Here is a 12,249-nt window from a genome sequence, read left to right on the forward strand (position 1 = left end):
CCGTCAGCGCCGGAACAACGGCCGCGGGTCGATCGCCCACACGACCTTGCGCCACCAGGAAGCCTTGCGCCGCACCGCTTTCTTCACCTGCCGGGCCAGCCGCCAGCTGTTCTCCTGCTGGACCGGCGACGGTGCGAACGCGGCCTGGTCGACCAGGACCGCCAGCCGTGCGCCCGCTTCGCCCCACTCGCCCCCGACGTCCGGCACGGTGCGGCTCGGCTTCGGCCGCAGCCCGGCGAGTTGCAACGAGTCGAGCACCTCGTTCCACGCTCCCACCGGGCCGGCCGCACGCAGCCTGACACGACGCGAAGTGCGTGCCACGAACAGCGCGGCGAGCACCAGCAACGGTGTGAACGCCCAGAACGGGAACCCCTTCGGCGCCTGCGGCGCGGCGGCCCGGTCGTCGCGGACCGCGGTCGGCTGCACCAGCGGCGGCACCGACGCGAGCGAGGTCGGCGCCGGCTTCGCGGTGGTCGACGCGAGCCGGTTCAGCACCTCGCGCTTCGAGGCGGCGCTCGGCCCGCTTCCGTTGCCGGACACGGGATCGAACGCGACCCAGCCCCACCCGCTGAAGTAGACCTCCGGCCACGCGGTGGCGTCCGCGGCCCGCACGATGCGCTCACCGTTCTGCTCCGGCACCGGCTGGAACCCGACCACGACCCGCGTCGGCAACCCGACCGAGCGCGCGAGCACCGCGTACGCCGAAGCAAACTGCTCCGCCGTCCCCGCCCCCGCACCGGACTCGCCCGCCGCGCCGAACAGGAACGTCTCCAGCCGCGCGTAGGACGAGCCGACCGGCGCTTCCGCGTCCGGCCTGCGGTTGAGCCGCACGACCTGTTCCAGCGCCACGGCCTTCTCGTACGGCGTGCGCGCGTTCTGCGTCGCCTGCCGCGCGTACTCGGCCAGCGTGAACGGCAACCGCGGCAACGCCGTGTACTTCGTCGCGGCGGCGGGGACCTGGGCCTCGGCGAGATCCGTGTCGGCCGGGGTCTCGACGACGCCGCGCACCGTGTAGCTCAGCCCGGCCTTCAGCCCTTCGGCCACGACCAGCGAGCCGGTGTCCGGATCGACCATGGCGTCGCTCAGCGACACCGCCTGCGGCTTGCCGACGCCCGGCAGCCACTCCCCCTGCAGCCCGGTGATCCGCAGGTCGACGCTGGCGTCCTGGAACTTCCCGCCGGTCGGCAGGTCCGGCGCGTCGACCACGCCCAGCGGCCCGTACGTCGAGGCCGCCTCCCACGACGCGCCCGAGTACCGGCTCAGCGTCACCAGCCGCACCGGCACCTCGGGACCGCGCATCCGGAACAGCTCCGCGTCCCCCTGCGCCGCCCACGAGGCGAGCTGCGGCAGCGGGTTCGAGATGGCGATGTCGGTGATCGGCGGCGTGACGAGCTTGCGCGGCTCGAAACCGTTGGAAGGCAACACGAAAGCGAGCAACGTGAGTGTGGCCAGGGCCGTGGCGAGCACCGCCGGGGGCACCACGGGCCCGCGCCGGTCGATGATCAGCCAGCCCAGTGCCAGCACCACGACCAGCGTGAGTGCGACGAGGCCGTACCGGTCCGCGCGGCCGGTGGTGAGCAACGCCGCCGACACGTACAGGGTGGCCACGCCGAGCGCCGGCACGAACAACGCCGTGCCGCGCTTGGTCACCGAGAGCACCATGCCGGTGGAGACGCCGATGATCAGCAGCAGGCCGGGCACGAGCAGTTCGGGTGTCGCGGGCGCGGGACGGGCCGCCGTGAGCAGCCTCGGCACGGTGTCGAGCAGCACCCACGTGGGATCGCGGTCCGGGGACGCGCCGCGGGCGAGGAAGAAGCCGCCCGTCAGCGCGAGCACCATGACCGCGAGGGCGGCGAGTCCACCCGGGACGATCCGCTTCAGCGGCAGGGCGGCGAACCCGGCGAGCGCGGCCAGTCCGAAGTAGACGGTGGCGCCGTCCCAGGCCTGGGAGAGCTGGAGCGCGCCGACGAGCAGGACGGCGGTGACCCAGCCGTACTTCAGCAGGGAGCCGTTCACCGCGCCACCACCGCGTTCCACGAGTCGACCAGGTCCTCCGCCCGCGCCCCGCTGACCACCAGCACCGACCCGGCGGCCGTCACCGGCCGCTTCTCGTCCACCACCAGCACGACGCCGAACGCGGCGCGTCCCGCCTCCAGCACCAGTGCCGGCACCGAGGTCCCGCTGACCACGGCCACCACGTCGAGGTCGCGCACCGGCACGGTCGGCCGGCCGTCGACGTCCCGCAGCTCCAGGTCCGCCAGCGCCGACAGGATCGGCGCCGAGTCCTGCTGCTCCTCGATGTCGGTGCCGCCCGACGACGTCAGCAGCCGCACCGGGTGCCCCTGTTCCAGGGCCGCCGTGACGAGCGACGCCGCCACCTCGACGGCCTCCTCGAAGCGTTGTTCCTCCGCGTAGGAGGACGCGCTGTCGTCCAGCAGCACGGCCAGGTGCGGCCGGGCCGGGTCGGCGTCCTCGCGGATCATGAGCGTGCCGGTGCGCGCGGACGTCGCCCAGTGCAGGCGCCTCAGGTCGTCACCGGGCACGTACTCCCGCAGCCCCACCAGGTCGGTGCCGCCGCGCTCGACGCGTTCGTCGGCGCCGACCTGGCCCCGGCGGGCACCGGAGGGCAGACCGCGGACCGGCAGCACGCGCGGGACCACCCGCACCTGGACGACCTCGCCCAGCACGGTGCGCGCCTGCGCCAGACCAGCCAAACCCTTGCGGCGCAACGTCAACGGCCCCACGTCGAACACACCGCGGCGTTCGGTCGGGATCACGTAGTCGACGGCCTCGACCGCGCCGGGTGCCAGCAACGGCACGCCGACGTCCATCGGCGAGCCCGCGACCACGTCGACGGCGTCCAGCGCCACCGGCCAGCGCCCGGTGGACGACAGCTCCAGCCTGCCGCCGCACCGCGCCAGCCGGGGCACCGTGCGCGGGCGGACCGTGCGCGAGACCGACAGCGGCGACGCGACCAGCACGGAGACGATCGAGGCGACGACCAGCGCGGTCAGCGCCAGTCCGAACGCCGCCATGCCCGCGTACCGCCACCCCAGACCGACACCGAGCATCAGCAGGCCCAGCACCGCGGTTCCGGTGCCGCGCACGGTGAGTCTCATTGCGTCGCGGGCTTGGGCACGGCCACGCGCGAGAGCACGTCGGCCAGCACCTCGGACGTCGTGACGCCCGACAAGACGCTCTCGCGCGTCAGCACCAGCCGGTGTGCGAGCACCGGGTCCGCGATGTCCTGCACGTCCTGCGGCACCACGAAGTGCCGCCCCTTCGACGCCGCGTACACCTGTGCGCAGCGCACGAGCGTCCGCAGGCCACGCGTCGAGGTGCCGAGCCGCAGCCGTTCGTCGGTGCGGGTACCCGTGCCCAGCTCCGAGATGTACTGCAGGATCGGGTCGGCGACGTGCAGCAGCTGCAGCCGTCCGCTGAACGCGCTGATCTCCCGCGGCGACGACACCGTGCGCACGTCGGCGATCCGGCCCGCGCCGCTGCCGGGACGCAACACGTCCAGCTCGTCCTCCACCGACGGGTAGCCGATGGAGGTGCGCAGCATGAAGCGGTCGAGCTGCGCCTCGGGCAGCCGGTACGTGCCGTCGAGGTCGATCGGGTTCTGCGTGGCCACCACGAGGAACGGGTCGGGCACCGCGTGCCCGACGCCGTCGATCGTGACGGTCCGCTCCTCCATGACCTCGAGCAGCGCGGACTGCGTCTTGGCCGCCGCGCGGTTGATCTCGTCGGCCAGCACGATGTTCGCGAACACGGGACCGGGCCGGAACCGGATCTGGCCCGTCTGCGGGTCGTAGACCGAGGTGCCCGTGACGTCGGACGGCAGCAGGTCGGGCGTGAACTGCACGCGCCGCGACACCCCGCCCAGCGCGCCCGCGACGGCACGCGCCAGCGTCGTCTTCCCCGTGCCGGGCACGTCCTCGAGCAGCACGTGACCACCCGCGAACATAGCCACCAGCACGAGGTCGACGACGTCGCGCTTGCCGCGCACGGCGCTCTCGACCGCGTCCGCGAGGCGCGTGTGCAGGTCGCGGAAGGCCGAGACCTCACCGGTGTCGATCACTTTTCCTCTTCTCCACGACGCACACCGATGCGCAGCAGGAACGCGCACGCCAGCAGACCCAGTCCGCCCGCGCCCATCGGCGCGGTCTCCACTCCGGCAGGAGCCATCCGCGGGATGCAGTTCGGCTTGCCCGCGCACTCGTCGTAGGTGAAGGTCGTGTTCTTCTGCGCCGAGTCGACCTGGCCTGCTCCGGAGGCGGCGAAGGCCCGCACCACGATCGCGTTGCTGCCCTCGTCCACGTCGATGGACGCCGACGTCGCGCTGCACGGGATTCCGACCGAGTACCCGTACGTCTTGTTCACGACCTCGCAGCGGCCGTTGTGGCTCGCCCAGTCGGCGGGCGGCGCCAGGGTGACCCGGCGGGTCGGGTTCGTGCGCAGACCCGAGATCGACGAGATCACCACGGCACCCGCGCTCGGCAGCGAGGGCGGCGGCGGCGGTGGAGGAGGCGGCGGGGGCGGAGGTGTGGTCGTCGTCGTGACCGGCGGAGGAGGAGGCGGCGGCGGAGGCGTGGTGGTCGTGGTCGGCGGCGGATTGTTGGGCGGCGGGTTGTTCGGGGGCGGCGGTACCACCGTGAACGCGGCCATGCCCGCGGCACCGGCCGTCGACGCCGTCGAGGCGCGCACCGTCACGTCGAGCCTTCCGCTCGTGCAGAACGTGGAACCCGCGCACGGCACCGAGAGATCGGTGGAGGTACCGGCCGACTGCGCCGACACCGAGCCACCGCTGAACGAACCGGAGCCCGCGACGGTGTAACCCACGACCGGATCGGCCGACGCGGCCGCGGTCCAGCTCACCGTCACGACGAGAGCCGACGTACTGCGCGACTTCTCCCGCACCGTCACCCCGGCGGGTGCGGCCGGAGCCGTGCCGCCGGTGGAGGGCGGCGCGGAAGGAGTCGTCGGGGGCGGGGAGACCTCGGTCGTCGGCCCGTTCCCGTTGCCGTTGTTGCGCGGCGGCTTCTGCGGCTCGTTCGGGTTCGGCGGCGGGGGCGGCGGCACGGACGGCGGCGGCGAGCGGTCCGGGTCCTTCACCGGGAGTTCGGGGCTGCGGATCGTCAGCGAGCGCGTCGCGCCGTCCGCGTCGACCAGGACGCCGGTGGACGAGCCCGGCACGTTCACGAACAACCGGCCGTCGTCGAACACGAGCTCGGGGTCGGCGCCACCGGACGTGCGGACGTCGTCGCCACCGCGGCTGCCACCCCGGTCGAGGATGATGACCTTGCCGGAGCCCTTGCAGGGCACGTAGACCTTGTCGCGGAACACCGCGGGCCGCCCCGGCTTCGGGCAGCCCATCGCACCGACGTCGACGCGCAGGACGTCACGGCCGACGACCAGCACGACGACCGAGGACGAGGGCACCGACGCGGGCACCAGGTCGGTCGGCGAGGACTGCGCGGCGATCACCTCGGCGTCGGAGCGGTCGGTCGACGAGTCGACGTCCTGCCCCGTGCCGTCGCGCACGACGACACCGCCGTCGAGACCGATGAGCGTGACGCCCTGGTCGTGCGGCACGAGGACGGTGCGGGGCCCGGCGCCGGTGACCTGGCGCTTCGAGCGCTCCTCGAACCGCTCCTCGTCGTCCGACCAGTCGAGCGACCGCAACGTGCCGCCGTGGTCGACCAGCCACAGCACGCCGCGCTCGTCCACGACGGCGTCGGCGAGGGGCTGACCGGCCTGCCAGGTCTGCCCGACGTCGGCCAGCGTGAGCGGGTCGGCGGTGTGCACGGTGCCGGTCGCGCGGTCGACGACGAACACCATCCCGTTCGCCACCAGCACCTTGCTCGCCGCACCGGGCGGCGCCTGCCGGCGGCCGGAGGCGAGCAGGGTGGCCAGGTCGATGACGGTGATCTCGCCGGTGCGCCGGTTCAGGACGATCAGCCGGCCGTCCTCCTGCGCGATCTCCAGCTGCGAGTCGGGGCCGCTGATCTGCAACCGCGTCTGCGGCTTGCCCGAACCGGGGTTGATCTGCACGACCTCACCGCGCTGGTCGTCGCCGAGCCAGGTGAGCCCGTCCGACACCGCGACCGACGTGCGGGAGATGCCCTGCCCGAGCGCGGCGCCCGCGAGCACCAGAACACCCAGCAGAGCCGCGACGAAACTCGCCGACTCCCGCCCTCCACCGGAGATAATGCGTCTGATCCGGTGCCACCAAGACATAACGCGCCCTCCCCTCGCCCGCCGGGCATGCTAACCCCCGGCTCTGACAACTTCGGGCGGCGCATGGTTCCCGGTTCGCCCGGTCAGCCGGCTGGCAGACATCAGGAACACTGATGGCGAGGCCTGACAGTTTCGAAAACCGAATGGCGTTCCCCCAACCCGACCAACGCGTAAGGCAGAGTGGACGCATGGAGATCCCCGGCATGGGACTTGCCAAGCAGGCGCTCGACACCGCCCTCGGCACGACGGTGGCCGTCGCGGCCGTTCCGGCCCGCGTGCTGAGCCTGCTCGGCGAGGTCGAACAGCTCGTCCGCAAGGTCAACGGCACGATCGACTCCGTCGACGGCATCGTCGCGAGGGCCGGCACGCTGGTGGACCGCACGGCCAACGTCGTGGCGGACGCGGAGAAGGCCGTCGACGAGGTCCGCGCGATCACGGCGAGCGCGAGCGACGTCGCCGAACGGGCCGGGCTGGTCGTCACGTCGGCCGGCCACACCGCGAACACGGCCAACGAGCTGATCGACATGTACGAGCCGCTCGCCAAGCAGGCCCAGCCGCTGGCGAAGCGGTTCGTGGACGAGCTCTCCCCGCACGAGGTCGAGGCCGCGATCAAGCTGGTCGACGAGCTGCCGGTGCTGACGGAGCACCTGATCAGCGACATCCTGCCGATCCTCGCGACCCTGGACAAGGTCGGACCCGAGGTGCACCAGCTGCTCGAGGTCACGAGCGACATGCGCCAGGCGATCCTCGGCATCCCCGGCTTCTCGTTCATGCGCCGCCGCGGCGAGAAAAAAGAAGAGGAAGAAGGTGTGAAAGAGGACGACAACGGGTAGCCCACCCGAATGACGACCGACTTTCACGAGGACCGGCTGACCTGGTGGCTCCTGACCAGCGTGTTCGGCCTGCTCGCCGCGATCAACGCCGCACTGGCCGTCACGGAGAGAACGACCTGGCCCTACGCGCTCGCGGCGTTGCTCCTCACCGCGAGCGCGTGGAGTGCCAGACAGGCCCTCAGGCCTTTCCCGTCGTCTGACGCGTCAGGTTCGACGGTGACCCGAACCGGAACGCCCGCACCCGATAGGTCGCGGTTTTCTCGTCTGGAAGTGTGATCACCCCGTACGAGGTGGTGTCCGGGTCGAGTTGCACGGCGACGCGGTAGTCCGCCGCGCCCGCGGGCCTGACCTCGATCAGGTAGCCGTCCTCGTCCGACGCCCGGTCCCGCCAGGTGAACAGGATCCCGTTGGCGTGTTTCACCTCCGCCTTCAGATCCGCCGCAGCCGCCTCGGGTGAGGCGACAGGCGCCCCGCCCCCGCCGGTCTCGACCGGCGCGGTCCAGTCCGGCCCTTCGATCTCCGGCACCTCGTCACCCAGGGGCAACGTGACGTCCACAGTGGCCGAAGCGGGTCCGCTGTACGGCCGGACCCGGTAGTAGAACTCGGTTTCCGGGATCAGGTCCGGGTGCTCGTAGGTGTTCTTCGCCGGTGTGGCGAACTCCAGGATCGTGTAGTCCCCGTCCCGGGTGTTCGCGTACTCCACGACCTGCCCGGCCGACCCCGCCTCCGGACGCCAGTGCAGCGTCACGTCGACCGGCGAGGTCAGCTCGGACTTCAGCACGGGGTCCTGCTGTTCCTGGCCACAGGCAGCCAGGAACAGCAGGAGTACCACAGCCGGGCGTCGGATCACTTGCGCCAGAACCGGACGTTGCTCCAGGTGACCGTGGCGGGGCCTTGGCCGCTGGAGGTCCTGTACGCGCCGAACTTGTCGTAGAAGCTCGTACCCGAACTCGCGTAGGTGTGCGCACGCGAGCCGTTGATGTACGTGCGGTGTTCCGTGGCCGTGTTGTGCACGGTGTTCACGCGCACGGTCGCACCCACGGTCGCGCCGGTGGCGATGGTCGCACCACCGTGCACGGCGTACAGCCGGCCGCCGCGTTCCACGGCGAGCATCCAGAACGGTCCCGCGCTGGGGGCCTCCCGGAACGTCTGCTTGAGACTGATGCGGGTGCCGCCGAGACTCGTGATCCGGAAGCTCCCCTCGAACTGGCGCGTGCCGCCGGTGTAAGTGGCGTAACGCCGCTCGGCACGCTGGTCACCGCTCGCGGTGGAGCAGGTGAGCTGGAAAGTCAGGTTGCTGACGGTGCCGCAGCCGCGTTCCTGAACGGTGAACGACGGCGAGTAGCTGGTCCACGGACCCGTCTCGACCTGAGCCCGTGCCGGTGTGACCGACACGAGCAGACCGGTCGCCAGCGCGATCCCCGCGACGCTGCGGAGTCGTTTGGACATACCGATACCTCCTCAAAACGTGCTGAGGACAGCACGTTCTCTCAGGGGGCGGTAGCGGGAGCGTAGCCGATAATGATCGGATGTTCGACCTCCATCGGCTGCGACTGCTGCGAGAGCTCTCCCAAAGGGGGACGCTCGCCGCTGTCGCGCAGGCGTTGAACTACAGCCCGTCGTCGGTGTCGCAGCAGCTCTCGCTGCTGGAGACCGAGGTCGGGGTGCCCCTGCTCGAGCCGGTCGGGCGGCGGGTGAAGCTCACCCCGCAGGCCGAGATCCTGGTGCGGCACACCGAAGAGGTGCTCGCCCGGCTGGACCAGGCCGAGTCGGAGGTCGCCGCGTCGCTGCACGAGATCACCGGCACGCTGCGGGTCGCGACGTTCCAGACGGCGGCGCTGGCGTTGATCCCGGCGACGCTGGCCCGCATGAGGGACGAGCACCCGTCGCTGCGCATCGAGTTCCAGGTGCTCGACCCTGCGGAAGCGCTTTCCGCCCTGCACGCCAGGGACTTCGACCTCGTGTTCGTGGAGGAGTGGCCGGACCAGCCGGAGGCCAGGCTCAGCGGGCTGGAGTACCGGGAACTGTGCCGGGACCCGATCCGGCTGGCCGTCCCGCGTGGACTGCCGGTCGACGAGATCGGCTCCTACCCGTGGATCATGGAGACCGGCGGCTTCCCACAGCGGATCTTCAACGTGAACTGGTGCCGGCACAACGGCTTCGAGCCGGACGTGCGCTTCTCCTCCACCGACGTGCTGGTGAAGCTGCGGTTCGTGGAACGGGGTCTCGCCGTCGCGTTGCTGCCGGATCTCGTCTGGTACGACCGGGAGATCACGGTCGACCTGCACGAGCTGCCGGTGCCGATGTCCCGGCTGCTGTTCACTGCGGCACGGGCAGGACGAGGTCAGCATCCCGCTGTGCGGGCGTTCCGCGAGGCGCTGGCGCTGTCCGTAGCGCCGCTCCGACCCCCGCGATGATCACCAGCGCCATGCCGCCCAGCGAGACCAGGCTCAGGTGCTGGCCGAGCAGCAACGCCCCGGCGAGCGCCGCCGCGGCGGGTTCGAGCGCGAGCACCACGCCGAACGTCGCGGCCTCCAGCGTCCTGAGCGCCTTGATCTCCAGCGCGTACGGGATCGCGGACGCCAGCAGCGCCACGAAGGTGCCCAGCAGCAAGATTTTCGGTTCGAACAACGTGGCACCGGCCGCCGACAGCCCGTACGGCAGGGTGAGCGCGGCCGCGACCAGGCTGGCCCCGGCGACACCGCCGATGCCGAGCCCCGCGGTCGCGACCTTGCGGCCGGCCAGCACGTAGCAGGCCCAGAACGCGGCCGCGAACAACGCGAGCGCCACACCGATCAGGTCGAGCTTCGCGCCGGTGTACTCGCGCACGCCCAGCACGACGATGCCCACGAGCGCCAGTCCGACCCACAGGAAGTCCCTGGGCCGCCTGCTCAGGACCGCCGCGAGCCCGAGCGGCCCGAGGAACTCGATCGTGACCGCCACGCCGAGCGGGATCCGGTCGAGCGCGAGGTAGAACGTGCCGTTCATGCCGGCCAGCGTCAGCCCGAGCACGATCGTCTCCTGGCGGATCTTCGGCCTGGCGACCAGTGCCAGCATCAGCGCCGAGATGCCGAGCCGGAGCGCCGTGGCACCCGGTGCGCCGATCTGCCCGAAGAGCTGGCTCGCGAACGCCGCACCGAACTGCAGGAAGATGACCGAGCCGAGGACCAGGAAGACCGCCATGCGCCCAGTCTCGGTTCCGAGGTCCATTCAGTACAGCGAACGTCTGCGAGCGATATCGTTCGGTTTTTCCGAACATTTAGACTGGCCGGTGCGATGAGACGCAAACCCTCCTCCCCTCTCCCCCAGCGCCACGGCCTGGACGCGGCCCGGCTGAAGCTGCCCTCCGAGGGCGCCTGGCCGTCGTTGCGCGAGCACCTCGTGGAACGCCTGCCGCGAGTGGCCGCCGAGCGCATCGACGAGATGCTGGCCGAGGAACGGATCTGGGGCGTCGCCGGCCCGCTGGGCGCCGACGCGCCGTTCGTGCCGGACTCCTACATCTGGTTCCACCGCGACCTGCCGGTGGAGGTGCCGGTGCCGTTCGAGGTCGGGGTGGTGTACCAGGACGACGACATCGTGGTCGCGGACAAGCCGCACTTCCTCGCGACGATCCCGCGCGGCGCGCACATCATGCAGACCGCGCTCGTGAAGCTCCGCGACTCGCTGGGCCTGCCGGACCTGTCGCCCGCGCACCGGCTGGACCGCGTGACGGCCGGGCTGGTCCTGTTCGTGGTGCGCCGGGAGACGCGCGGCAAGTACCAGACGATGTTCCGCGACCGGCTGGTGCGCAAGGAGTACGAGGCGATCGCGCCGTACGACCCCGAGCTGGAGCTCCCTCGCGTCGTGCGCTCCCGGATCATCAAGGAACGCGGCGTCATCACCGCGTTCGAGGTCGACGGCGAGCCCAACGCCGAGACACATGTGTCCCTTGTGGAGCATCGCGGCGCGCTGGGGCGCTACCACCTGAAACCGCTGACCGGCCGCACGCACCAGCTGCGCCTGCACATGTCCGGGCTCGGCGTGCCGATCGTGAACGACGACTTCTACCCGGTGCTGCGGGACCGTCCGCTGGACGACTTCTCCTCGCCGCTGCAGCTGCTCGCCCACACGTTGTCGTTCAAGGACCCCGTGTCGGGCGTCGACCGGTCGTTCACCTCGGGGTTGAAGCTGTCCGCCTGGTCATGACACGTGGGTGCGGCGGGTGTCGATCGGCTGCGGTTGCCAGACCTGGCCCATCCGGTCGAGCAACCGTGCGGCGAGCGCGCTCATCTCCGGATGGGTCTCGGTGAACGTCGCCACGACCCGCGCCCGGAACATCAGCCGGCCGCGTGCGGTCGTGCTGTACCAGAACCAGTCCTCGTCGACGACCCTGGCGAGGTGGTCGGTGCCGTCCCGCTCGGCGCGCTGCACCAGCGCGTCACCGCTCACGAACCACCGCACGCACGCGTCCTCGAGCCCGGCCGTGAAGCCGCGTTCCTCGAAGTAGGCCTGCTCGGCGGCCTCCCGCAGCTCCCTGGGCGTCTCGCTGACGGTCGCGCAGGTCGGGAAGCCGATGCGGAGGTAGACGACCTCGGTCAGCCCGTCGCCCAGTGCCGCGCCTTCGAAGTCGACGAACCTCGCTCCCCGCGGTGAGTACATGTCGTTGCCGGGACACGGGTCACCGTGCAGCAGGTCGAACTTCCCGGAGTCCTCGAGCACCAGTTCCTCCTCGGCGCCCCCGATCTCCACCTCCATCGCCCGCACGAACCGCAGGAACGGGACGGGGTCCGGGACCACCTGGCGTGGCAGCAGCCCGGCGTGCTCCGGTCCGGTGGCCATGTGCAGACGGGCGAGGCCGCGGGCGTAGGCGATCACCCAGTCCTCCCCGAACGGGTCGGAGCGCAGCCGTTCGAGCACCACGGTCCGCTTCTCGTGGTCGACGTCGAGGACACGCGGCACCACGCCGGTGTGCTCGGCGAGCCGGAGCGCGGTGACCTCGCGCTCGAACGCCACCTGGTCGCCGACCACCTGCTTGATGATCCGGTCCCCGTCCGCCCAGACACGGGACCGCTCGCCGCTCTTGAGTCGCCGCACGGAAACGACTATTCCACAGCCATTGAGAATATGCCACGAACGAATCTTCCATTCGGCGCAATGCTGTAACAACGGCAGATAACCGGTCGAATTCACCGTCGTG

Annotated in this window: 11 protein-coding genes; 3 read left to right on the plus strand and 8 right to left on the minus strand. The window is 71.3% G+C overall.

Features of this window, described 5'->3' with window-relative positions; genetic code table 11:
- Positions 1–3 precede the first annotated feature (3 nt).
- From LX88_RS26465 to LX88_RS26480, 4 genes are read right to left on the minus strand one after another with little or no spacing between them, the layout of a single operon-like run.
- Entirely contained in the window at positions 4–2,016 is a 2,013-nt protein-coding gene (locus tag LX88_RS26465) for a transglutaminase TgpA family protein (protein ID WP_258950499.1), read from the minus strand.
- Complete coding sequence (locus LX88_RS26470) at positions 2,013–3,107, minus strand: DUF58 domain-containing protein (RefSeq protein ID WP_258950500.1); 1,095 nt, start codon at positions 3,105–3,107, stop codon at positions 2,013–2,015. Before LX88_RS26470 ends, LX88_RS26465 begins: the two co-directional genes overlap by 4 nt.
- Positions 3,108–3,115: 8 nt before the next feature.
- Entirely contained in the window at positions 3,116–4,081 is a 966-nt protein-coding gene (locus LX88_RS26475) for an AAA family ATPase (protein ID WP_090068804.1), read from the minus strand.
- Complete coding sequence (locus LX88_RS26480; RefSeq protein ID WP_258950501.1) at positions 4,078–6,240, minus strand: NHL repeat-containing protein; 2,163 nt, start codon at positions 6,238–6,240, stop codon at positions 4,078–4,080. Before LX88_RS26480 ends, LX88_RS26475 begins: the two co-directional genes overlap by 4 nt.
- A 188-nt stretch (positions 6,241–6,428) precedes the next feature.
- Between LX88_RS26480 and LX88_RS26485 the strand changes: the two genes are divergently transcribed.
- Entirely contained in the window at positions 6,429–7,073 is a 645-nt protein-coding gene (locus LX88_RS26485) for a hypothetical protein (protein WP_258950502.1), read from the plus strand.
- 178 nt (positions 7,074–7,251) lie between these two features.
- On the opposite strand, the gene LX88_RS26490 is transcribed toward LX88_RS26485, so the two are convergent.
- A complete protein-coding gene (locus LX88_RS26490) occupies positions 7,252–7,923 on the minus strand; it encodes a fibronectin type III domain-containing protein (protein WP_258950503.1) in 672 nt (223 codons plus the stop codon).
- The gene (locus tag LX88_RS26495) at positions 7,920–8,522 is read right to left on the minus strand and encodes a hypothetical protein (protein ID WP_258950504.1); all 603 of its coding nucleotides are present in this window, start codon (positions 8,520–8,522) and stop codon (positions 7,920–7,922) included. Before LX88_RS26495 ends, LX88_RS26490 begins: the two co-directional genes overlap by 4 nt.
- A gap of 80 nt (positions 8,523–8,602) precedes the next feature.
- Between LX88_RS26495 and LX88_RS26500 the strand changes: the two genes are divergently transcribed.
- The gene (locus LX88_RS26500; protein ID WP_258950505.1) at positions 8,603–9,490 is read left to right on the plus strand and encodes a LysR family transcriptional regulator; all 888 of its coding nucleotides are present in this window, start codon (positions 8,603–8,605) and stop codon (positions 9,488–9,490) included.
- Here the strand turns inward: LX88_RS26500 and LX88_RS26505 are convergent.
- Complete coding sequence (locus LX88_RS26505) at positions 9,393–10,256, minus strand: EamA family transporter (protein WP_258950506.1); 864 nt, start codon at positions 10,254–10,256, stop codon at positions 9,393–9,395. The two genes, LX88_RS26500 and LX88_RS26505, sit on opposite strands and share 98 nt — an antisense overlap.
- 93 nt (positions 10,257–10,349) lie before the next feature.
- Between LX88_RS26505 and LX88_RS26510 the strand changes: the two genes are divergently transcribed.
- A complete protein-coding gene (locus tag LX88_RS26510; RefSeq protein WP_258950507.1) occupies positions 10,350–11,258 on the plus strand; it encodes an RluA family pseudouridine synthase in 909 nt (302 codons plus the stop codon).
- Here LX88_RS26510 and LX88_RS26515 read toward each other — a convergent pair.
- Positions 11,253–12,146, minus strand: coding sequence for a phosphotransferase family protein (locus LX88_RS26515; RefSeq protein WP_258950508.1), 894 nt, complete (start codon positions 12,144–12,146; stop codon positions 11,253–11,255). The two genes, LX88_RS26510 and LX88_RS26515, sit on opposite strands and share 6 nt — an antisense overlap.
- Positions 12,147–12,249: the final 103 nt, after the last annotated feature.

Source organism: Lentzea californiensis (assembly GCF_024648825.1).
In the GTDB taxonomy this organism is placed as follows: Bacteria; Actinomycetota; Actinomycetes; order Mycobacteriales; family Pseudonocardiaceae; genus Lentzea; species Lentzea californiensis.

Bases quoted from the DNA above. Each gene is read 5' to 3' on its own strand.
- LX88_RS26480 (WP_258950501.1), bottom strand. From the start codon at position 6,240: ATGTCTTGGTGGCACCGGATCAGACGCATTATCTCCGGTGGAGGGCGG.
- LX88_RS26505 (WP_258950506.1), bottom strand. From the start codon at position 10,256: ATGGCGGTCTTCCTGGTCCTCGGCTCGGTCATCTTCCTGCAGTTCGGT.
- LX88_RS26485 (WP_258950502.1), top strand. From the start codon at position 6,429: ATGGAGATCCCCGGCATGGGACTTGCCAAGCAGGCGCTCGACACCGCC.
- LX88_RS26510 (WP_258950507.1), top strand. From the start codon at position 10,350: ATGAGACGCAAACCCTCCTCCCCTCTCCCCCAGCGCCACGGCCTGGAC.
- LX88_RS26500 (WP_258950505.1), top strand. From the start codon at position 8,603: ATGTTCGACCTCCATCGGCTGCGACTGCTGCGAGAGCTCTCCCAAAGG.
- LX88_RS26495 (WP_258950504.1), bottom strand. From the start codon at position 8,522: ATGTCCAAACGACTCCGCAGCGTCGCGGGGATCGCGCTGGCGACCGGT.